The organism is Thioalkalivibrio sp. ALMg3 (genome assembly GCF_000381225.1).
Taxonomy (GTDB): domain Bacteria; phylum Pseudomonadota; class Gammaproteobacteria; order Ectothiorhodospirales; family Ectothiorhodospiraceae; genus Thioalkalivibrio; species Thioalkalivibrio versutus.
Genome location: NZ_KB906234.1, coordinates 57,025 through 78,523, shown reverse-complemented (window position 1 = coordinate 78,523; position 21,499 = coordinate 57,025). Strand labels below are relative to the sequence as shown.

At 66.0% G+C, this 21,499-nt stretch carries 24 protein-coding genes; 21 read left to right on the top strand and 3 right to left on the bottom strand.

Annotated elements, in window-relative coordinates:
- Positions 1 to 384: transposase family protein (locus F622_RS0113110; protein WP_019572110.1), on the bottom strand; the 384-nt coding region annotated here is incomplete at its 3' end.
- A gap of 175 nt (positions 385 to 559) precedes the next feature.
- Here F622_RS0113110 and F622_RS0113105 point away from each other — a divergent pair.
- The 11 genes from F622_RS0113105 (at position 560) to F622_RS0113055 (ending at position 8,694) form a co-directional block, all read left to right on the top strand.
- Positions 560 to 937 (top strand): hypothetical protein, encoded by a 378-nt coding sequence (locus tag F622_RS0113105; protein WP_018938644.1) that lies wholly within the window; start codon positions 560 to 562, stop codon positions 935 to 937.
- 129 nt (positions 938 to 1,066) lie between these two features.
- Complete coding sequence (gene hisB / locus F622_RS0113100; RefSeq protein ID WP_018144928.1) at positions 1,067 to 1,660, top strand: imidazoleglycerol-phosphate dehydratase HisB; 594 nt, start codon at positions 1,067 to 1,069, stop codon at positions 1,658 to 1,660.
- 24 nt (positions 1,661 to 1,684) lie between these two features.
- Entirely contained in the window at positions 1,685 to 2,341 is a 657-nt protein-coding gene (hisH, locus tag F622_RS0113095) for an imidazole glycerol phosphate synthase subunit HisH (protein ID WP_018175911.1), read from the top strand.
- A gap of 10 nt (positions 2,342 to 2,351) precedes the next feature.
- Positions 2,352 to 3,080, top strand: a complete 729-nt coding sequence (hisA, locus tag F622_RS0113090; protein WP_018144926.1) for a 1-(5-phosphoribosyl)-5-[(5-phosphoribosylamino)methylideneamino]imidazole-4-carboxamide isomerase — start codon at positions 2,352 to 2,354, stop codon at positions 3,078 to 3,080.
- A 1-nt stretch (position 3,081) separates the two neighbouring features.
- Complete coding sequence (hisF, locus tag F622_RS0113085) at positions 3,082 to 3,876, top strand: imidazole glycerol phosphate synthase subunit HisF (protein ID WP_018144925.1); 795 nt, start codon at positions 3,082 to 3,084, stop codon at positions 3,874 to 3,876.
- Positions 3,873 to 4,244, top strand: a complete 372-nt coding sequence (locus tag F622_RS0113080; protein ID WP_019563048.1) for a phosphoribosyl-ATP diphosphatase — start codon at positions 3,873 to 3,875, stop codon at positions 4,242 to 4,244. Before hisF ends, F622_RS0113080 begins: the two co-directional genes overlap by 4 nt.
- 221 nt (positions 4,245 to 4,465) lie before the next feature.
- On the top strand, positions 4,466 to 4,756 hold the full coding sequence (tatA, locus tag F622_RS0113075) for a twin-arginine translocase TatA/TatE family subunit (RefSeq protein ID WP_018144923.1): 291 nt from the start codon (positions 4,466 to 4,468) through the stop codon (positions 4,754 to 4,756).
- Positions 4,757 to 4,797: 41 nt separating this feature from the next.
- Complete coding sequence (tatB, locus tag F622_RS0113070; protein WP_019563047.1) at positions 4,798 to 5,499, top strand: Sec-independent protein translocase protein TatB; 702 nt, start codon at positions 4,798 to 4,800, stop codon at positions 5,497 to 5,499.
- Complete coding sequence (gene tatC / locus F622_RS0113065; protein ID WP_019563046.1) at positions 5,496 to 6,671, top strand: twin-arginine translocase subunit TatC; 1,176 nt, start codon at positions 5,496 to 5,498, stop codon at positions 6,669 to 6,671. The genes tatB and tatC overlap by 4 nt, the downstream gene beginning before the upstream one ends.
- Before the next feature lie 104 nt (positions 6,672 to 6,775).
- Positions 6,776 to 8,326: a 2,3-bisphosphoglycerate-independent phosphoglycerate mutase gene (gene gpmI / locus F622_RS0113060; RefSeq protein ID WP_018649593.1), complete on the top strand. Its 1,551-nt coding sequence runs from the start codon at positions 6,776 to 6,778 to the stop codon at positions 8,324 to 8,326.
- 11 nt (positions 8,327 to 8,337) lie between these two features.
- Positions 8,338 to 8,694: a cupin domain-containing protein gene (locus tag F622_RS0113055; protein ID WP_018168770.1), complete on the top strand. Its 357-nt coding sequence runs from the start codon at positions 8,338 to 8,340 to the stop codon at positions 8,692 to 8,694.
- Positions 8,695 to 8,943: 249 nt separating this feature from the next.
- On the opposite strand, the gene pyrE is transcribed toward F622_RS0113055, so the two are convergent.
- The gene (gene pyrE / locus F622_RS0113050) at positions 8,944 to 9,579 is read right to left on the bottom strand and encodes an orotate phosphoribosyltransferase (protein WP_018144918.1); all 636 of its coding nucleotides are present in this window, start codon (positions 9,577 to 9,579) and stop codon (positions 8,944 to 8,946) included.
- 103 nt (positions 9,580 to 9,682) lie between these two features.
- Between pyrE and F622_RS0113045 the strand changes: the two genes are divergently transcribed.
- Both F622_RS0113045 and F622_RS0113040 read left to right on the top strand, forming a co-directional pair.
- Positions 9,683 to 10,456 carry an exodeoxyribonuclease III gene (locus F622_RS0113045; RefSeq protein WP_255346780.1) on the top strand — a complete coding sequence of 258 codons (774 nt, stop codon included), beginning with the start codon at positions 9,683 to 9,685 and terminating at the stop codon, positions 10,454 to 10,456.
- A 36-nt stretch (positions 10,457 to 10,492) separates the two neighbouring features.
- The gene (locus tag F622_RS0113040; protein ID WP_018175906.1) at positions 10,493 to 11,902 is read left to right on the top strand and encodes an AmpG family muropeptide MFS transporter; all 1,410 of its coding nucleotides are present in this window, start codon (positions 10,493 to 10,495) and stop codon (positions 11,900 to 11,902) included.
- Positions 11,903 to 12,015: 113 nt separating this feature from the next.
- Here the strand turns inward: F622_RS0113040 and F622_RS0113035 are convergent, their stop codons facing one another.
- A complete protein-coding gene (locus F622_RS0113035) occupies positions 12,016 to 13,227 on the bottom strand; it encodes a hypothetical protein (protein ID WP_018168766.1) in 1,212 nt (403 codons plus the stop codon).
- A 382-nt stretch (positions 13,228 to 13,609) separates the two neighbouring features.
- On the opposite strand from F622_RS0113035, the gene F622_RS0113030 reads away from it, so the two are divergent.
- The 8 genes from F622_RS0113030 to asnB all read left to right on the top strand — a co-directional run bounded on the left by F622_RS0113030 (position 13,610) and on the right by asnB (position 21,425).
- Complete coding sequence (locus F622_RS0113030) at positions 13,610 to 14,146, top strand: MarR family winged helix-turn-helix transcriptional regulator (RefSeq protein ID WP_018168765.1); 537 nt, start codon at positions 13,610 to 13,612, stop codon at positions 14,144 to 14,146.
- A gap of 22 nt (positions 14,147 to 14,168) precedes the next feature.
- Positions 14,169 to 14,576 carry a hypothetical protein gene (locus F622_RS0113025; protein WP_018175905.1) on the top strand — a complete coding sequence of 136 codons (408 nt, stop codon included), beginning with the start codon at positions 14,169 to 14,171 and terminating at the stop codon, positions 14,574 to 14,576.
- Between the two features lie 81 nt (positions 14,577 to 14,657).
- Positions 14,658 to 15,899 carry a Zn-dependent hydrolase gene (locus F622_RS0113020; protein WP_018168763.1) on the top strand — a complete coding sequence of 414 codons (1,242 nt, stop codon included), beginning with the start codon at positions 14,658 to 14,660 and terminating at the stop codon, positions 15,897 to 15,899.
- Positions 15,900 to 15,924: 25 nt separating this feature from the next.
- On the top strand, positions 15,925 to 16,668 hold the full coding sequence (locus F622_RS0113015; protein WP_018168762.1) for a cysteine hydrolase family protein: 744 nt from the start codon (positions 15,925 to 15,927) through the stop codon (positions 16,666 to 16,668).
- Positions 16,665 to 18,122, top strand: coding sequence for a sodium:solute symporter family protein (locus F622_RS0113010; RefSeq protein ID WP_019572109.1), 1,458 nt, complete (start codon positions 16,665 to 16,667; stop codon positions 18,120 to 18,122). Before F622_RS0113015 ends, F622_RS0113010 begins: the two co-directional genes overlap by 4 nt.
- On the top strand, positions 18,119 to 18,241 hold the full coding sequence (locus tag F622_RS14260) for a hypothetical protein (RefSeq protein ID WP_018168760.1): 123 nt from the start codon (positions 18,119 to 18,121) through the stop codon (positions 18,239 to 18,241). The genes F622_RS0113010 and F622_RS14260 overlap by 4 nt, the downstream gene beginning before the upstream one ends.
- A complete protein-coding gene (locus F622_RS0113000) occupies positions 18,229 to 19,311 on the top strand; it encodes an aspartate carbamoyltransferase (RefSeq protein ID WP_018144908.1) in 1,083 nt (360 codons plus the stop codon). Before F622_RS14260 ends, F622_RS0113000 begins: the two co-directional genes overlap by 13 nt.
- A gap of 95 nt (positions 19,312 to 19,406) precedes the next feature.
- Positions 19,407 to 21,425, top strand: a complete 2,019-nt coding sequence (gene asnB, locus F622_RS0112995; RefSeq protein ID WP_018168759.1) for an asparagine synthase (glutamine-hydrolyzing) — start codon at positions 19,407 to 19,409, stop codon at positions 21,423 to 21,425.
- Positions 21,426 to 21,499 lie beyond the last annotated feature (74 nt).

Genomic DNA, 21,499 nt, shown 5'->3' with positions numbered 1-21,499 from the left:
GCCATAGAACACGGCCACGGCCTGGATACTGGCCGAACGCAACAACTGACTGCAGGCATCCGCCAACCGGTTGGTCAGCCGCTGATAGCGCCCCAGCCAGCTCAGCCGCTCCAACTGGGGACCGCCGCAGTGCTCGCACCACACGCGGCGACGCGGCACCACCAGCACCACCCGGTACTCGAACAGGGGAAGATCCCGGACCCGCCGCAGCGTCGTCTCGTGCACCTGCCGGGTCCGATGACCGCAGCGTTCGCAGTGCATCCACTGCCGCGTCGGCTTCAGGTGCAACTCCAGCGTGCCGCCGGCCTCCTCCGGCCAAACCGCACGCTCCAGCCGATAGCCTTCCCAGCCGCCCAGCTTCTGCAACGTCTTCTTGTCCAGCATCGCTCCCTCCCGTGTCCTTCCTGGCTCCACGCGAGACTACGATGCCCTTCAGCGGTCGAACACCTCCCCGGTATCCTTCGATGAACCTTTTTTGTGTCCGGTCATCGGGTGTCTGTGGTCAGCGTCTCTCTGGCGTGGACTACACTCCAGAAAGGTCCATGCCGAGCGCACCGCCATGTCCCCGGATATCCCCGCGCCCCGTGAAGCCGATCCGGCCCTGCGCCCGGCGCTGCTCCTCGAGCCCCACCAGCCCCTGTGGCAACGCCTGCCCCGGCGCGACGCCGAAGGCCGCCGGCTGGCGGACTTCATGATGCTGATCCCCGGGCTGCGCCAGCGTCCGCGCTCCGAACTCCATGCCCGGGCGCGCGCCATCGAGCGCGTGCTGAACGGCTATGGGGACGATATCGCGTTCGTGGAGCTGAACCTGAAGCTGAACACCCTGTGGGTCTCGTTGACCGCGCGGCCCGGGCTTTGCACTGAAGTGCCGGGGGCGATCCAGGCGGTGGTGCCCGAGGCGTTACTGGTGGGGCCGAAGCTGACCTCCGGCATGTAGTCGTCGAAGGGGTGAGGCCGCTGTCCGCCCCGACGCTGTTCTACCGTGAATAGGCCCGTGTTTCCCTGTGTCATACCGGGCGACGGCCAGCCTTGCTACACTGACCTTTTACCGTGCCCGAACCGGAACATGACTGAACGTACTGCATCTGTCCGCCGCGACACCCTGGAGACCCGGATTGCCGTCGAGCTGAACCTCGACGGCACCGGCCAAAGCCATCTCGAGACCGGCATCCCGTTCCTCGACCACATGCTGGACCAGGTGGCCCGTCACGGCCTGGTGGATCTCGACGTGCGCGCCGAGGGCGATCTGCATATCGATGCCCATCACACGGTGGAGGACGTCGGGATCACCCTGGGGCAGGCGCTGGCCAAGGCCCTGGGGGACAAGAAGGGTATCCGCCGCTATGGCCATGCCTATGTCCCGCTGGACGAGGCCCTTTCACGGGTGGTCATCGACTTCTCCGGGCGTCCGGGGCTGGAGATGCACGCGGATTTCCGCCGTTCGCACATCGGCGAATTCGATGTGGACTTGTTCCACGAGTTCTTCCAGGGCCTGGTCAACCACAGCTGGATGACCCTGCACATCGACTGCCTGCGTGGCGACAACGCGCATCATGTCGCCGAGACCATCTTCAAGGCCTTCGGGCGCGCCCTGCGTGTGGCGGCGGAGTTCGATCCGCGCTCCGCGGGGATCACGCCGTCCACCAAGGGCAGTCTGTAACGGACCAACGGACGAGACCCGGCCATGGAAACTGTTGCCGTCATCGATTACGGCATGGGGAATCTGCACTCGGTCGTGCGTGCACTGGAGCACGAGGCCGCGGGCGACCAGCGCGTACTGTTGACCGACGACCCCGAGACGTTGCGCGAGGCCGACCGGTTGGTGTTTCCCGGCCAGGGCGCGGCCGGGGATGCCATGCAGGCGCTGTCGAATCGCGGGCTCGACCGGCTGCTGCCGGAGCTGGCGGCCGACCGCCCGTTCCTGGGCCTGTGCCTGGGCCAGCAGATCCTGATGGACGCCAGCGAGGAGAGCGGCGGCGTCGACCTGCTGGGCATCCTGCCGGGCCGGGTCGCGCGCTTTCCCGCCATGCAGGGCCCGGATGGCCGGCGCCTGAAGATCCCGCACATGGGCTGGAACCGCGTGCTGCCGGCGCAGGAGCATCCCCTGTGGCACGGCCTGCCGGAGACCCCGTGGTTTTATTTCGTCCATAGTTACCGGGTGCAGCCCGAGCGCGAGGCCGATGTCGCCGGGCGCACCGATTATGGCGAGACCTTTGCCTCGGCACTGGCGCGGGGCTCGTTGTTCACCATGCAGTGCCATCCGGAGAAGAGCGCCGCCTGCGGGCTGCGTCTGCTGCATAACTTTCTGCGCTGGGACGGTGACGGTCCCGGGGCGTCGTGAGGAGTCGAAGATGCTGGTCATTCCCGCAATCGATCTGAAGGAAGGCAAGTGCGTTCGCCTGCGCCAGGGGAACATGGACGATTCCACCGTGTTCGGCGAGGACCCGGTGGAGATGGCGAAGCGCTGGGTCGATGCCGGGGCCGAGCGGTTGCATATCGTGGATCTCGACGGCGCATTTGCCGGTCAGCCGCGCAATGCCAAGGCGGTGCACGCGATCGCCAAGGCCTTCCCCGACCTGCCGATCCAGATCGGCGGCGGCGTGCGCGACGAGGACACGGTGCAGGCCTATCTGGATGCCGGGGTCGAATACGTGATCATCGGTACCCGCGCGGTCAGCGCGCCGCACTTCGTGAACGACCTGTGTCTGGAATTCCCCGGCCGTATCATCGTCGGGCTGGATGCCAAGGACGGCAAGCTGGCGGTGGATGGCTGGTCCAAGCTGTCGCACCACGACGTGATCGACCTGGCCCAGCACTTCGAGGCGGACGGCGTGGTGGCCTTCGTCTACACCGACATCGCCCGCGACGGGATGATGAAGGGCCCCAACGTGGAGGCTACCGCGCGCCTGGCGAGCAACGTGCGCGTGCCGGTGATCGCCTCCGGCGGCATCAGCTCGCTGGACGACCTGCGCAACCTCGCCGCCCGCGAGGACGAGGGCATTACCGGCGCCATCGTCGGCCGGGCCTTGTACGACGGCGCCTTCACCCTGGAGGAGGCCCGCAAGGCCCTCGCAACCTGAGATGCTCGCCAAGCGCATCATTCCCTGTCTGGATGTCGACGCCGGCCGCGTCGTCAAGGGTGTCAACTTCGTCGGCATCCGCGATGCCGGGGACCCGGTGGAGATCGCCCGGCGCTACAACACCCAGGGTGCGGACGAGATCACCTTCCTCGACATTACCGCCTCCAGCGACGACCGCGAGACCATCGTGCACGTGGTCGAGGCCGTCGCGCGCGAGGTGTTCATCCCGCTGACTGTGGGTGGTGGCGTGCGCGCGGTCGAAGACATCCGCCGCCTGCTGAACGCCGGGGCCGACAAGGTCTCCATCAACACCGCCGCGGTGCACCGGCCCGAGCTGGTGCGCGAGGCCGCCGACTGGGTCGGCAGCCAGTGCATCGTGGTCGCGATTGACGCCAAGCAGGTCAGCACGGGGAATGAACCACCGCGCTGGGAGGTCTTTACCCACGGAGGCCGCCGCGAGACCGGGCTGGACGTGGTCGAGTGGGCGCAGCGCATGGAGTCCCTGGGGGCCGGCGAGATCCTGCTGACGAGCATGGATCGTGACGGCACCCGTATCGGCTTCGACCTGCCCCTGACCCGCGCGGTCAGCGATGCGGTCGGCGTGCCGGTGATTGCTTCGGGCGGGGTCGGTGAGCTGCAGCACCTGGTGGAGGGCGTGACCGAGGGCCATGCCGATGCCGTGCTGGCGGCCAGTATCTTTCACTTTGGTCAGCACACGGTGGGCGAGGCCAAGGACGCAATGGCGGCGGCCGGTGTGCCGGTGCGGCCGAACGATGCCGAGGTGGCCGCGCAATGACCGATTCGACTCCCGCTCGTCCGGGTGGTGCCGAGGTGCTTTCCGCGCTCGCCGAGGTGATCGAGCAGCGTCGCCAGGCCGACCCGGAGCAGTCCTACGTGGCGAAGCTTCACGCGCGCGGGCTGGACGAGATGCTCAAGAAACTGGGCGAGGAATCGGCGGAGACGCTGATTGCCGCCAAGAACGACGACACCGACGCCCTTGTGTCGGAAATGGCCGACCTGTGGTTTCATGCCCTGGTGGTGCTCGCGGCCCGCGGACGGCACCCGGACGATGTCCTCGATGAACTGGGCCGGCGTTTCGGTCTGTCGGGCGTCGCCGAGAAGGCCGCGCGCGAAATCAGTGGTCGCCGGTCCGACCACTCGTAGCGTGTACATTGATCGGTCTTTCCCCGGGGGCCGCATTGAGTCGCCGGCTGTAAAGCGTTCGTTCATGTGGCGCGGCTACACTGCAATCACCGCGCGCCTGTCCGCGAAGAAACAGCGACTCCAGCACGAACGCCCACAGTGGCCGGTGTGCCCCAGAGTTGATTATGGGCCTGGCGCCGTTCAGGCTAACCTCAAAGTTGTATGACTGGAGAACAGAGTCCATGGGTATTGGTGGTATCAGCATTTGGCAGCTCCTCATCGTCCTGCTCATCGTCGTGCTGCTGTTCGGCACGAAGAAGCTGCGCAACATGGGTGGGGATATCGGCTCGGCGATGAAAAACTTCCGCCAGGCGGTCAAGGATCCCGACGCCGAGAAGAAGGAAGGCGAAGAAGACGAAGAGCCGCGCGAGGTCGAGAACCAGACCGACAGCGAAGGCCGGGTGGTCGACGCCGAGGTGAAGAAGAGCAGCGAAAAGGATTCCGACGCCTCGCAATCGGACAAGAAGTCCTGAGCCTCGCGCCCTGCGCGGTGGCCAGGCTCGAGCGATAGCCCATGTTCGACATCGGCTTCTGGGAAATCATCATCATCGTGCTGGTGGCGCTTCTGGTCGTGGGGCCGGAGCGTCTGCCCGGGCTTGCGCGCGAAATCGGACGCTGGGTCGGCAAGACCCGGCGTTTCGTCCATAGCGTGCGATCGGACTTCGAGCAGGAGCTGCAGACCGACGAACTGCGCAACATGCTGAAGAGCCAGGATCGCGAGATCCGCCAGCTCAAGAACATGATGGACGAGACCGAGACCAGTCTGCGCGAGGATATCGAGGATACCGAGCGGGACCTGCGCGAAGATATCGAGGGCAAGCCGAAGACCCGCAAGGATCTCTCCGGCAAGGAGCAAAAGGCCCTGGCCGAGAACAAGGCCAAGCCCGCGGTGCGGGACAAGCCATCCATGCGCAGCCCGGATGCGTCGGCGCGTGCTTCGGACCCGGGTGCGCCGGAGGCAGCCGACGACGCGGATGCGCCCGAGGTTCGGCGTGTGCCCACCCAGGGCGATCTGGATGGCAACTTGATGACCGACGACCCGGCGCTGGCCGCCGAGCAAAAGGCGCGCGCCTCCGATGGCCCGCGTCCGGAGCGGACGAAACCGGCGGTGCGCGAACGGCGTACCCCGGACCCTGCCGAGTCACGGGGGGGCGAGGCCTCTGATCCCGAAGCGGATACCACCCACAACGACCAGACCCCTGACAAGCACTCATGAGCAAGACCAAACCGGGGGTCGAGCCGAGTCCGGAAGCGACCGAGACCCTGCTCACGCACCTGATCGAGCTGCGCGACCGCATCCTCAGGATGTTCATTGCCATCCTGGTGATGTTCCTGATCCTGTTCCCGTTCGCCAACCCGATCTACACCTGGCTGGCCGGCCCGCTGATGCAGCACCTGCCGGAAGGCACCAGCATGATCGCGATCGACGTGGCCGCGCCGTTCCTGATCCCGTTCAAGCTGACCCTGCTGCTGGCGGTGGTGCTCAGCATCCCCTACCTGCTGTATCAGGTCTGGTCCTTCGTGGCGCCTGGGCTTTACTCGCACGAAAAGAGCATGGCGCTGCCGCTGGTGGCGTCGTCCACCGCGCTGTTCTATCTGGGGATGGCGTTCGCCTACTTCGTGGTCTTCCCGCTGATTTTCGCGTTCTTCACGGCCACGGCGCCCGAGGGCGTGGCCGTGATGACCGATATCTCGCGCTATCTGTCGTTCGTCATCATGCTGTTCATCGCCTTCGGCATTGCCTTCGAGGTGCCGGTGGCAACGATCCTGCTGGTCTCCATGGGGGCCACGACCCCGGCCAAGCTGTCGCAGAAGCGCCCCTATGTGATCGTCGGCGTGTTTCTGGTCGGCATGGTGCTGACCCCGCCGGACATCATCTCGCAGACCCTGCTGGCGCTACCGATGTGGCTGTTGTTCGAGATTGGCCTGATCCTGTCGCGCATCATGGAGCGCAAGAAGGCGCAACGCCGCGCGACTGCGGGCGGTGACGATGCGGCCGACGCCGATGATGGTCCGGACGACGATGGACCGGGTGGCGGCGGTGGTACGCCGCGCGGTGGCCCGGGTGGTTCGGGCAAGGCGTCCGGCACCACGCGGGCCGCTTCGTCCACGGCGGCCGCATCCGCCGCTGGGGGCGCCAGCGCCGCCGCGCGCACCGGGTACACGCCGTTGACCGACGACGAGATGGACGCCGAGCTCGACCGCATCGAGGAAGAGCAGGCCGAACTGCGTCGCCAGCGCGGGTCCGCGAGCACACTCGCCACGGACGCCCCCGCCGATCCGGCGCCCGAGGCGGACGAAAGCCAGAGTGGCGAGCGCCCGGCTGACGACGGCCAGCCCGACGCGGCCGCATCGCAGGAGGATGGCAATACGGGGCGCGATCGCTGAGTCACCGCGCCGGCGGCCGTATTTGTGCAGGCCTGCGCCCCCGCCAAGCATCGGAAGTTGCTAAAATACCCGGGTAACCCATTGACCCAGGTAATGATCCCGCGATGGCACACCCGCGTCCCACCCCCCGCCGCCCTGTCCTGCTGATCATCATGGACGGGGTGGGCGTGAACCCGTCCAAGCTGAACAATGCCTACGCCGAGGCCGATACGCCGCGCCTCGACGAGTACCTCTCCACTCATACCCACACGACACTGGACGCCTGTGGTCGCGCCGTCGGGCTGCCGGATGGGCAGATGGGCAACTCCGAGGTCGGGCATCTGACCCTGGGTGCGGGCACCGTGATCAACCAGGACCTGGTGCGTATCGACGACTCGATCACCGATGGCAGCTTCTACGAGAACGACGCCCTGGTCAGTGCTGCGCGCGCCGCGGCCGCGAAGGACCAGCCGTTGCATCTGATCGGTCTGGTGTCCGATGGTGGTGTGCACTCGCATATCCGCCACCTGCGCGCCCTGGTGGAGATCTGCCAGCGCGAGGGCGCGCGCCCGATGGTGCACATGATCACCGACGGCCGCGATACCGCACCCCGTTCCGCGCTCCACTACCTCGATCCGCTGGAGGAAGAGCTGGCGAACGCTGGCGGCGCCATCGCCACCGTGTGCGGGCGTTACTACGCGATGGACCGTGACAAGCGCTGGAAGCGCACGGAAAAGGCCTTCCGCGCGATGGCCTACGCCGAGGGGGAGGCCGCCGGTTCCGCGCGCGAGGCGATCGAGGCGGCCTATGCGGCGGGCGAGGACGACGAGTTCATCAACCCGCGCATCATCAACGGTGGCGAGCCGCTGGGGCAGGATGCGGTCTGCGTGCTGTTCAATTTCCGTAATGACCGTCCGCGTCAGCTGACCGCGGCCCTGGGCATGGACGACTTCGACGGCTTCGACCGCGGTGACTTTCACCCGGTCTCCGAGACCTGCCTGACCGAGTACGACCCGCGCTTCCTGTCGCCGATCGCGTTCCCGCCGGAACGCCCGTCGACGACTCTGGGCAGCACCATCGCCTCCGCCGGCATCCCGCAGTTCCACTGTGCGGAGACCGAGAAGTACGCCCACGTGACCTTCTTTTTCAACGGCGGCAAGGAAGAGCCCTACGCCGGCGAACAGCGCGTGATGGTCCCCTCGCCGTCGGTGGATACCTACGACGAGCAGCCGGAGATGAGCGCGGTCGAGGTCGCCGACCAGACCATCCAGGCGATGGAGAGCGGGCGCTACGGGTTCGTCCTGGTCAACTTCGCCAATGGCGACATGGTGGGTCATACGGCCAAGCGCGAGGCCCTGATCGAGGCCGTCCAGGTCCTGGATCGTGAGGTCGGGCGGGTGCTGGATGCGGCGAAGAAGCTCGAATATTCGGCGATCGTCACCGCGGACCATGGCAACTGCGACGAATACGTGGATCCGGTGACCGGGGCCCCGCACACCCAGCACACCATCTATCCGGTGATGTGCATGATTACCGACTCGCAGCGCTGGCGTCTGCGCACCGGCGGCGGCCTGGCCGATGTGGCCCCGACCGTGCTGGAGCTGATGGGCGTGCCCAAGCCCTCTGCAATGGGCGGGCGCAGCCTCCTGTTCGAGGAAGTGCCGGCCTCGGCCTGAGGGAGCGCGCCATGCACACACGCTACAGCGACACACCGGCCTACGACACGAAGGACGGCTCCGAGATTCGCGAGCTGATGCACCCTGACGTGCACGGCAATGCGGCCCAGAGCCTGGCCGAGGCGGTGGTCGAGCCGGGTGCTGTCACGCGCCTGCATCGCCATGCCCGCACCGAGGAGATCTATCACGTGACCCGCGGGCAGGGCGAGATGCGTCTGGGTGAGGAGACCTTCCCGGTGGCCGTGGGTGACACCGTCTGTATCCATCCCGGCACGCCGCACAACATCCTCAATACTGGCACGGAGCCGCTGCACATCCTCTGCAGCTGCTCCCCGGCCTACTCGCACGACGATACCGAACTGCTGTAGCGCCGATCGGCGCACATGCCGCCACCCCGCGTAAACCCCTGCCCCCGTCATTGCGAGGAGGCGTAGCCGACGAAGCAACCCCCGTCCGGAACCGCCCGATCCCGGCCCGGCCCCTGCCAGCTCCGGGAGGTTGCTCGCTTCGATCGCCCTGCGGGCCGGCCTGCGGCCGTTCAACGCAGCTTCGCTGCTTTTGTGCTTCGTCGCTTCGCTCCTCGCAATGACGGGGGGCGATGCCGCGGTACGCGCCCCCTAAACGCCGTACTCGGCGCGGTACGCGCGCAGGGCCTCCAGGTGTTCGGGCGCGCGGCCCGTATCCTCCAGCATGGTCACGAGATCGGTCAGCCGCGCGACGCGGATGACCTGCAGGCCCAGGTCGGCTTCGACCTCCTGGATCGCCGAGCGCTCGCCGCGGCCGCGCTCCTCGCGGTCCAGGGCGATCGCCACGCCCACTGGCGTCGCCCCGGCTGCGCGGATCAGGTCCACCGATTCGCGGATGGCGGTGCCGGCGGTGATCACGTCGTCCACGATCAGCACCCGGCCCTGCAGCGGCGCACCGACGATGTTCCCGCCCTCGCCGTGGTCCTTCGCCTCCTTGCGGTTGAAGGCCCAGGGGCGGTCCATGCCGTGGTCGCGGAACAGCGCTTCGGTGACCGCCGCCGCCAGCGGGATGCCCTTGTAGGCGGGGCCGAACACCAGGTCGAATTCGATGCCGGAGTCCACGATCGCACGGGCGTAGAACTCGCCCAGGCGGGCCAGGTCGGAGCCGCGGTTGAACAGGCCCGCGTTGAAGAAGTACGGACTGGTTCGCCCGGACTTCAGCGTGAACTCGCCAAAGCGCAGGACGTCGCGTTGCAGGGCGTATTCCAGGAAGGCGTGGGCGGTCATCGGGGTGCTCCGGTCGTAAAACGCCGTATTCTGACACAGGGACACGCGGATTCCGCAGCCAGGCCCTTTCCTGCGCGTGCGCGCGCCGGTATCGTTCCCCGCCATGCGCATACTCTCGATGAACGCCAACGGCATCCGTGCCGCCGCCCGCAAGGGTTTTTTCGACTGGCTCCCGGGGACCGAGGCCGACGTGGTCTGCATCCAGGAGACCAAGGCCCAGATTCATCAGATCCAGGGCGAGCCCTTCCATCCACCCGGTTACCACAGTGTCTATGTCGATGCGGTGAAGCCCGGCTACAGCGGTGTGGCCCTGTACAGCCGCCGCCAGCCGGACGAGGTCGTGACCCGCATCGGCTTCGAGGAGGCGGACAACGAGGGCCGCTATGCCGAGATGCGCTTCGGCAACCTGTCGGTGGTCTCGCTGTACCTGCCCTCGGGTTCCTCCGGCGACCATCGCCAGGATTCCAAGTGGCGTTTCCTGGAGTTCTTCCGGCCCTGGCTGACCGAGCGCATGCAGGACGGGCGCGAATGGGTCATCTGCGGCGACTGGAACATCGCCCACCGCGAGATTGACCTGACCAACTACAAGTCCAACCGAAAGAATTCGGGCTTCCTGCCGGAAGAGCGGGCCTGGCTGGACCACCTGTTCGACGAGATTGGCATGGTGGACGTGTTCCGCCGGCTGGACGAACGCCCGGAGCAGTACACCTGGTGGTCCAACCGCGGCCAGGCCTGGGCCAAGAACGTGGGCTGGCGCATCGACTATCAGATCGCCACGCCGGGCATCGCGGCCACCGCGCATGACCCGTACATCCATACCGACGATCGCTTCTCCGACCACGCGCCGTTCTGGATCGACTATGACTACCAGCCCTGATCGGGGCATGTTCCTCGCATTCGGTAACGTCGGCGCATGACCGGAGTCGCTGAAGCGCAGCGTCCCGCGAGCCGCGACTGGCGCGCGGCCCTGGCGGTCTACCGCCACCCACGGGTCATCGGGATGCTGTTCCTCGGCTTCGCCGCGGGGCTGCCGTTGCTGCTGACCGGCGGCACCTTCACCGCCTGGCTGCGCGATCTCGGGGTGGAGCTGGCCTCCATCGGCTTCCTGTCCTGGGTCGGCATGGCCTACAGCATCAAGGTGTTCTGGGCGCCGGTGGTCGACCGCCTGGCCCTGCCGCTCCTGACCCGGATATTCGGGCGCCGCCGTGCGTGGATGCTGTTCGCCCAGGCCGTGATCATCCTCGGGCTGGTCGGCATCGCCTTGACCGACCCGGTCGAACAGCTCTGGCTGGTTGCGGTCCTGGCCGTGCTCACCGCCTTTGGCGCCGCCACCCAGGACATCGCCATCGACGCCTATCGCATCGAGGCCGTCAGCCAGGAGCGCCAGGGCGCCATGGCGGCGGCCTACGTGTTCGGTTATCGCGTCGCACTGCTGACCGCGGGGGCCGGGGCGCTGCACATCGCCGCCGTCGGTAGCTGGAGCCTGTCCTATGCCGCCATGGCCGCGCTGATGCTGGTAGGTGTCGTCTGCACGTTGATCGTGCGCGAGCCCGAGGTCGCGAAACGCGATGCCGCCACGGCCCGGCTCGAGGATCGCGTGGTCCATTACCTCAACAACACCTCGGATACCGGCTGGTGGCGGGACCTCAAGGCCTGGGTCATCGGCGCGGTGGTCTGCCCCTTTGTCGAGTTCTGGCAGCGTTTCGGCCGCATCGCCCTCGTTGTTATCGCGTTTATCGCGGTCTTTCGCATCAGCGACATCTTCATGGGGGTGATGGCCAACCCGTTCTATCTGGACATCGGATTCACCAAGGAAGAGATCGCCAATATTGCGGCCGCCTTCGGCCTGGCCATGACCCTGACCGGTGCGGCCCTGGGCGGATTGCTGGTGGTGCGCTTCGGCATCATGCGCATGCTGATCGCGACCGCGATCCTGGCGCCGCTGACCAACCTCACCTTCTCCTGGCTGGCGACGCTCGGGCCCGAGACCTATGGGCTGGTGTTCGCGATCATGGCCGACAATCTATCGGGTGGTATGGCGATTTCGGTGTTCATCGCCTATCTCTCCAGTCTGACCAACAGCGCCTACACCGCCACCCAGTACGCCCTGTTCAGCTCCATCATGACCCTGCCGGGGCAATTCCTCGCCGGCTTCACCGGCGTGCTGGCCGAACACATCGGCTGGGTCTGGTTCTTCGCCAGCTCCGCCCTGATCGGCATCCCCACCATCCTGCTCGCCTTCGCCCTGATGCGCTGGGCCAACCCCGACCGTATGCCCCAGCCCGGCCGACCAGACACCTCGCCGGCGTCCGCTCGCGAGTAGCCGCACCGCACCTGATCCAAGTGGCTTTCGGCGGCCACAAAAAAGCCCGCACCATTCGGTGCGGGCTCGGCTTCGCCCGAAGGCCGTCCGGCGACGACCTTCCGCGACCGCCCTTAGAAGTAATACCCGAAGTTGATGTTGATACGGGTTTCCCAGTCGTCGGTGGTATTGGCACCAAGCTGTTCGCCGTAAGGGGTATCACCGCCAACAAAGCCGTTGCCGTTGGAGTAAGCGAGGTCGGTGTAGATGTACCAGTTCCCCCGAGCCCAAGCGGCACCTAGAACCAGCAGGTCGCTGTTGTTGAAGTCGCTCTCGCGCTTCACTACGGAGCTGTATTCTGCGTACGGGATCACGTAGTCCAGCCACGGAATATTTGGAGTCTCGTGGTAGTAACTGGCCGAGACCGCTGGAATCCAGGCTTCTGCCGCTACTTCATTCCAGTAGTCGTAGGCCCCAAACTGCACTAGCTTGTCACTTCGGAAGACCTCCCCGCCTACATCGAGAAGATCATGCTCTTCTACGTCGTACTTGTAGTACGACAGTTGACTGGCAAGGGTCCAGTTGCCAAAGCGGTTAACTGCGTGTCCTGAGACCGCGAACATGTCGCCGTCGCTTTGAGGACCATTGCTCTTCAGCTCGCCATATTGTGCCGAGAAACCGACCTCGTGTTCAGTATTGGGGATGTTGTAAATCCCGCGGAAATTGACTTGGTTTCGTTCCTCGAAGCCTGTTCCGGTTTCGTCGACTACGTCGTAAGAGTATCGCGCACTGTCATCAGAGTTGTTGCCAGAGTAAGAGCCGGCATCCGAGTAGAAGTAGCCAACGTCCCACGTCCAGTCACCCATCGGCATGGTGTACTTGACGCCGAGGTTCATATTGTCGGAAAGACCAACGTAGTAATGCTGGTCGAAGAACCAGCTCTGGGAGACGCCGTACGCACCCGGCCCAAACGGTGCTCGGGTTACGCCCACCTCGAGCTGGTTCTCGTTTTCGAACCTATAACCTACCCAGCCAGTGTGCAGCATATTGTAGGAACTGGCGGCATCGTTGTACCAACGGTATTCCATCTTGCCGAGCCAGGGCCCATTCTCGTAGTCAAGGTTGATCCGGGCAGTATCGAGAAGGAAGTCGCCGCCCTTGTCCCAATCGCGTCGGTCTCCTTCATAGTCACCCACGGTGTAGTTCGCGCGCAGGGCGCCGCCGATCGCCAGGTTGCCGACCTGGATGCTGTCGTATTCCGCGGCAGCGACATTCGGGCCCAAAAACAGGGCCAGGGCAACGGCACCGGAAAGGGGTGCCAGGGTCCAGCTCATCGTCTTCTTCATTGCGATCCTCTCTGGTCGGGCGGTTCGGGTGTCGCCAGAGGCCATCCTGGGCGGACACGGAATGTGCGTCTGTGCGTCTTGATCGTAGCCGGCAACGTTTATAAGCAGTTTCTAATGCGTTGTAAACAAGATACGCGAGCTCGGCGCACTGTGGTGTGACCACCACACCCGCCCCCGTGTTCCTCCTTGTGGCCCCGAGGGTTCGGGGCCCTTCGGTCGCGCGTCTCGGACCCGGCGGGGAGGCGGGTTTCTCGCCGGGGCAGGTACCCCAACTCACTTGTTTAGAGCCCGTGGCGCGATTTCGCCAGTTCGACCTCGAGTTGCAATAAAACTATTTTTGTACAAAAATAAATAGACGAATGATTTATTGCGAGAAGTTTTCATGACCTCCACCCAAGCCGTGCACCAGGCACCCCAGGATGAATCCGGCACCCCTGCCGGTGCGCCGGCCGAGCCGGATGTCGCGCGGTCGGTAATCCGCCAGCTGCGCGTGATCATCCGCGCCCTGCAGGGGCATTCGCGGTCGGTGGAGCGCGCCTGCGGCATCAGCGCCTCGCAGCTGTGGGCATTGTGGGAGTTGCAGCGCACGCCGGGACTGAACGTCAGCGACCTGTCGCGCCGGTTATCAGTGCATGCCTCCACCACGTCCAATCTTCTGGACAAGCTGGAACACCGGGGTCTGATCGAGCGCCGGCGCCCGGAAAAGGACCAGCGCATCGTCCGGCTCTACGTCACCGATGCCGGGCTGGAACTGCTGGAGAGGGCACCGGCCGCCCCGCAGGGCGAACTGAACCGCGCCCTGCAGTCGTTGCCGAAGGGACGTCTCGTGGAGCTGGACCAGGGCCTGGACCTGCTGGTCGAGGCGATGAACACCACCGAGCCCAAGGCCGGCCTGCAGCCGTTCGACGGCAAGTCCTGAACCGTCTGCCGCGGAGGCCCTGATGCGATTGTTTCGCGTGCTGCTGCCGTTTCTTCTCTGCCTTCCACTGGCGGCGGGTGCGCAGCCCACGTTTGATGCGCCACCCGAGCGCTCAACGGATGGCGGCTTCACCCTGGCGTGGGAGGCAGATGGGCCCGTGGTACTGGAGCAGGCCCCGGGTCCCGACCACGCGGATGCGCGCATCCTCTATCAGGGCGGCGATACCAGCACGGTCATCAGCGGCCTGCCCGATGGTGACTACCGGTTTCGCCTGCGCGCCGCGGATGCCGATCCGGACACCTGGGCCGATCAAGCCATGGTGTCGGTGGAGCATCACAGCCTGGCCCGAGCCTTCGGTTTTTTTGCCGTGGGCGCAGTCGTCTTTCTGGTCCTGATCGGGGCCATCCTGCGCGGGCGTCCGCGCAGCTGATTCACTTGGTCCAGCCCTGCCGATCCGTGTCGAGCTAACGTTCTCGCGTGATCCGGGGTGGGCCCGCTTTCGGAGGTATCCATGACGGATCTCAAGATCAACATGCAGCGCCTGCAGCAGGACATCAACGATCTCGCGCAGATCGGCCGCGATGCCGACCGGGGCCTGCATCGTCGCGCATTCAGCGACGGCGACCGCGCCGGGCGCGAGTGGTTTCGCGGGCGCCTCGAGGCCGCCGGCCTGGATGTCTGGCAGGACGGTGCCGCCAACCTGCACGGGCGCCTCGACTACGACGGCAAGCGGCCTGTAGTGGCCATGGGCTCGCATCTGGATACTGTGCCCGGTGGGGGGCCGCTGGATGGGGCACTGGGCGTGCTGATCGGGCTGGAGGTGCTGCGCACCGCCAAGGAGAACGCGGTCGACCTCGAGTACCCGCTCGAGGTGATCGACTTCACCGACGAGGAGGGCCGCTTCGGCGGCATGTTCGGCTCGCAGGCGATGGCCGGCAAGCTCACCCCGGAGAGCATCAGCCATGCGCGTGATCTCGAAGGCGTGACCCTGGTCGAGGCCATGGCCAACTGGGGGCTGAACGCCGACGACGCGCTGGCCGCGCGGCGCGATCCGCACAGCCTGCATGCCTTCATCGAGACCCACATCGAGCAGGGCCCGGTGCTGGACCGGCGCGGCCTCAGTGTCGGGGTGGTCGAGGCAATCACCGGCTTGTTCAAGTGGGAGGTGCGCCTGAAGGGCCAGCCCAACCACGCCGGCACCACGCCGATGGACATGCGTATCGATCCCTTCCAGGGTCTGGCGGAGTTCGGCGGCGAGATCAATCGCCTGATCGAGGAGCACGGCAGTCCGAACTCGCGCGCCACCATCGGCCGCGTGGAGCTGGCACCGGGGGCGGCGAATACCGTGCCGGGCATGGCGACCTTCTCCTTCGAGGTGCGCGACACCGACGAGAAGGTCCTGACTGCGCTGGCCCATGCGGCCCGGCGCACCCTGTCCAGCCTGGCGCGCCGACGCGACCTGATGTTCGAGTTCGACGTCCTCTCCGAGATCGATCCGGTGCGTTGTGACCCCGGCGTCGTGCAGACCATCGAGGCGCAGGCCGAACGCATGGGGCTGGAGTACATCACCATGCCCAGCGGTGCAGCCCACGATACCCAGAGCATGAGCCGCATCACCCGCACGGGCATGATCTTCGTGCCGAGCCTGCAGGGGCGTAGCCATTCCGCCGCGGAATGGACAAACTGGGAAGACATCGAGACCGGCGCCAACCTGACCCTGCAAAGTGCCCTGGCGTTGGCCGCTCGGCAATAAATCGCGACGAGAGGAAGCGCCCGGAATGGCCGAACACGACAACGTCACCCAGTTGACCGACTACGACTCCCTGGATCCGCTGCGCGAGCAGTACCAGGAAAGTCTGATCACCACGCCGGTGCTGCGTCAGGAGTTGCGGGAGCACCATGTCGCCCTGCTGTGCATCGACTTGCAGTATCTGGATGCCGCGCGCGGCCACGGCGTGTTCGCGAACTCCGCCGACTCTGGCGTGCCGCTGGAGGCCCAGGAGTATTACTTCAATCGCCTGGAGCAGACGGTGCTGCCCAATGTGCGCCGCCTGCAGGATGCCTTCCGCGAAGAGGGGCTGGAGGTGATCCATACCCGTATCCGCTCGCTGACCCATGACGGCCGCGACCGCAGCCCGGGCCACAAGCGCCTGAATCTGCATGCCGCCCCCGGCTCCAAGGATGCCGAGTTCGTCGAAGAGGTGGCCCCGGTCGGGGACGAGATCGTGCTGGACAAGACCGCCAGCGGGGTCTTCAACTCCACCAACCTCCACTACATCCTGCGCAACCTGAACATCAGCGCGCTGTTCATCGTGGGCGTGTATTCCAACGAGTGCGTATCCACCGCCGTGCGGGATGCCTGCGACCTGGGCTTTTATGTCACCCTGATGGACGACGCCACGGCCACGGTGACGCCGGAGATGCAGAAGGCCACGCTCACGACCATCAAGGACCGCTACGCCCGCGTGATGACCACCGACGAGGCGATCCGCGAGATCAAGAAGGTGCAGGAGGCTTCGTGACCGGTCTCGACGACCCGATCCTCCCGACCTCCATCGCCTGGGGGCTGCTGGCGGCGTTCAGCGTCCTCTGGGTGGTGCTGGGCTGGTGGCTGGGTCGTCGCAACAAGACCGCCGAGGATCACATGCTGGCGGGGCGCAACGTCGGCCTGGCGCTGGCCACCGCCACCGCGATGGCTACCTGGGTCACCGCCAACACCACGATGACGGCCCCGCAGCTGGCGCTGCAACTGGGCGTCTGGGGCATGCTTGGCTACTCGCTGGGGGCCCTGGGCCTGATCCTGTTCGCGCCGCTGGCGCGGCGCATCCGCGAACTGATGCCCGAGGGCTTTACCTCCGGCGACTTTATCCGGCTGCGCTACGGCAAATTCACCTGGCGGGTGTTCCTGGTGGTGTCATTGATCTACGCCTTCGGCTGGCTGGTCTCGATGGCGATGGCCGGCGGCGTGCTGATCAACGCCCTGGCCGGCATCGACTACCGCGTGGGCATGACCGTGATTTTGACCGTCTGCGTGCTCTACACCCTGCTGGGCGGCCTGCGCGCGGTGATCGGGACCGACTTCATCCAGACCGTCATCATCATCGCCGGCGCGGCGTTCATCGCCTGGCTGACCATCGACAAGGTCGGCTTCGAGGCGATCCACTTCAACCTGATGGAAGAGCGCCCGGAGCTGCTGAACCTGCTGTTCCCGGCCGCGATCATGTTCCTGTTCAACAATCTGCTGTTTGGCGTCGGCGAGATCTTCCACTCCAATGTCTGGTGGTCGCGCGCCTTCGCCTTCGGCCGCAACGTGGGCTTCCGGGCCTACCTCTTTGGCGGCCTGCTGTGGCTGCCAATCCCGATCGTGGCCGGCTTCATCGCCCTGGCCACGCCAGCGCTGGGCCTCAACGTGCCCGCCGCGGACATGGTCGGGCCGCTGGTGGCCGCCGAGGTGCTGGGCCTGACCGGGGCGATCGTGGTGTTCATCGTGGTCTTCGCCGCGCTCGCCTCCAGTCTCGACTCGCTGCTGGCGGCCACCTCGGACCTGGTGACCCGTGACATCTACCGCGGCCACATCCGCCCGCAGGCCAGCGAACAGCACCAGTTCCACGCGACCAAGGTGATCGTGGTGCTCCTGGGCCTCGTGACCTGGCTGGCGGCCAGTTACCGCGGCGAGCTGCCGATCGTCGGCTCGCTGGCCGAGCTTCTGTACTTCACCGGCGCCTTCGTGACCTCCGCGATCTGGCCGATCGTCGCCGGGCTGTACTGGCAGCGGGCGAACCCGCAGGGCGCGGCCTGGTCGATGATACTGGGGTCGGGCATTGGCCTGGCCAGCTACTTCCTGATTGGATTCTATGTGGCCGCGCTGGTCGGGGCCGCTGTCTCGCTGGCCGTGATGGTGCTGAGCACCTGGCTGATGCCGCGGCCATTCGACTGGGGCCGCCTGGCCCGTCCGGACGGCGAGGTGGCCGCATGACGATCTCCATTACAGCCCTGTCCGTGATCGTGATCATCGCCACACTGGTGGCGAGCCTGACCCCGATCCTGCTGATTGCCCTGTTTATCCGCGACTGGAAAAAAGGATGCCTCTGGTGAACTACACCGAAGATCCCCTGCACGTGCTCCACCCGAAAGACGGCGCCGCCGGTACCGACCGGCCGAAGGCGTTGCTGGCGGCGGTGGAGGAAGACCCCGACCCGCTTCTCAAGCTGGCGGCCTCGCATGTGGTCTCCAGCCAGCAGTTCTCGCGCGACGAGCTGCTGCAGCTGTTCCGCCTGGCGGCGCAGTACGAGACCACGCCGGCGCTGATGCACCTGCCGCTGGCGGGCAAGATCCTGATCAGCGCGTTCTACGAGCCGTCCACGCGCACGCGGCTGTCGTTCGAGAGTGCCTGGCACCGCCTGGGCGGCTCGGTCATGTCGATTACCGACCCCAAGAGCACCGGTATTGCCAAGGGGGAATCGCTGGCGGACATCGCGGAGATGTTCAACAACTACGGCGATGTTCTGGTCCTGCGCTCCTCCGACGGCGAGGCCGCGCACAACATGCTGGAGAACCTGCGCATCCCGCTGGTGAACGCCGGCAACGGGATCGACGAACACCCGACCCAGGCGCTGGCGGACGTCTACGCCCTGGCCAAGTGGCGCCCGGAGCTGTTCACCGGCGAGGTGGCCCCGGAGCAGCGCATCAAGGTCGGCATCATCGGGGTGCCCTCGCGCATGCGCACGGTGCGCTCCCTGCTGCGCCTGTTGAGCCTGTTCCCGCAGGCGATCGACGAGATCGTGCTCGTCTCGCGCGAGGACGAGAATTTCGATCCGGGTCAGCGCGAGGAACTGGAAGAGGCCGGGATCTCGCTACGCGTGGTGCACGACCTGGACCCGGCGCTGCCGGATCTGGATGTCGTGTACATCAACGCGATCGCCTGGGTGGGTGACACCTTCGAGGCGATGGGCGAGGGGCTGAAGCTGGATCGCCACTCCCCGCTGAAGGAGGGCGCAGTGGTCCTGCATCCGCTGGCGCGAGGTGAAGAGCTGTCCACCGACCTCGATGCCACCCCGCACAACTGGTATTTCGCCCAGGCTCGCGGGGCCGTATTCGTGCGCATGGCGCTGCTGACCACGGTGGTACGCCGCATCAGCGCGGTGATGGATACCCCGGACGGCTGACGCCGCCTTTTAGTTGAATCGCGAGCGGCGTGGCGCGCCGGGCCTGCCCGGCCCGCGCCCCGCTCGCCCCGAACGGATAACCAAGGAGACATGCCATGTGTGGCATTGCAGGAATCTTTCACGCCGACCCGACCCGCAAGGTCGACCCGCAAACCCTGGTCAACATGGCCGCGATCCAGTATCACCGCGGCCCCGACGGCTTCGGTTACCGCACCCAGGATGACCGCGGTGTGGGCTTTTCCCATGCGCGTCTGTCGATCATCGACCTGGACGAGAACCGCGGCCGTCAGCCGTTCTGCATGGACAGCGGCGAGATCATGACCGCGGTCAACGGCGAGCTGTACGACTACAAGCGCATCCGCACCGATCTCACCTCGCGCGGGGTGAAGTTCCGCACCAAGAGCGACTCCGAGATGGTCATGCACCTGTACCAGCGCGAAGGGCTGGAGGACGCGGTCAAGCATTTCCGTGGCGAGTTCGCGATCTCGCTGTACGACCGCAAGCACGACCGGCTGATACTGATCCGCGACCGCTTCGGCATCAAGCCGCTGTACTTCACCGAGGCCAACGGCAGCTTCGTGTTTGGCTCCGAGCTGAAGGTGCTGTTCGCCAACCCCGATGTGCCGCGCCAGTTTTCCGATGACGGCCTCTACCACCAGCTGATGCAGACCATGGTGCCCGGCACCACCGCCTTCGAGGACATCCAGCAGGTGAAGCCCGGCCACATGGTGATCGTCGAGCGCGCCCACGGGAAGCTGAAGATCCGCCAGGAGAAGTACTGGGACATGGACTTCCCGCTGGCCTCCGAGCGCCCGCCCGAGAGCGAGACCGACGAGGAGTACTGGATCGAGGGCGTGCGCGACCAGCTCATGGAGGCGGTGCAGTTGCGCCTGGAGGCCGACGTGCCGGTCGCCTGTTACCTCTCCGGCGGGATCGACTCCTGCATCACCCTGGGGCTGGCCTCGGCCAGCCAGCAGGCGCCGGTCAAGGCCTTCACCATCGGCTTCGACAACGACGACTATGACGAGACCGCGATCGCCCGCGAGATGGCCGAGAGCGTGGGTGCCGACCAGGACATCATGACCCTGGACGCCAACCACCTCTACGACAACTTCGAAGAGGCCCTCTGGCACGCCGAGCGCACCATCTACAACACCCTGGGTGTCGCCAAGTTGCTGATGAGCCGCCACGTGAACAAGGCCGGCTACAAGGTCGTCGTCACCGGCGAGGGTTCGGATGAGCTGTTCGGCGGCTATCCGGCCTTCCGCCGCGACATGTTCCTGCACGGCCTGGATACCCTGCCGGAGGCCGACCGCCAGGCCTGGCAGCAGATGCTGAACGAGTCCAACGAGCTGGTCTCTGGTGCGATGCTGGCCGAGGACGAGGTCAACGACCCCGACTTCACGCAGATGATGGGCTTCACCCCGTCCTGCCTGCAGCCGTGGCTGGCCGCGGCCGACCACGTGCCGGGCCTGCTGCACCCGAAGCGCCGCGAGCGCATGCAGGACTACAAGCCGGGCAAGGCGATCGCCAACGCCCTGGATGACGACATGCTGGAAGGCCGGCATCCGCTGGACAAGGCTCAGTACGTCTGGATCAAGACCATGCTGGAGGGCCAGATCCTGACCTGGGGCGGCGACCGCATGGACATGGCCAATTCGATGGAGGCGCGTCCGCCGTTCCTCGATCACCACCTGGCCGAGTTCGCCGCCCACCTGCCGCCGACCATGCGCATCAAGGGCTCCACCGAGAAGTACGTGTTGCGCGAATCGATGAAGGGCCTGTTGCCGAAGGTGCTCTACGAGCGCGAGAAGTTCGCCTTCATGGCGCCGCCCGCGCACACCGACCCGGTCAAGTGGGCGGCGATGAAGGCCCTGGCCGATCGCTATCTGTCCCCGGAGAAGGTCGCCGAGGCCGGGTTGCTGGACCCGGAGGGCGTGCGTCAGGTGTTTGAGCTGCACGAGTCCGAGGACACGCCGGCCGCCACCCAGGTTCAGCTGGACGCGGTGATCAACCACATGATCGGGGTCCAGGTGCTGCACGACAAGTTCGTCGCCACCGACATCCCGGCGCTGGCGCGGCAAAAGGCCGAGGAGTTCGGCTGGCACGCCTGATCACGGGTGCAAGCCTCGAGTGACCCAGAAGGCCCCGCGGACGAAGATCCGCGGGGCCTTTTTCGTTCTAGCCA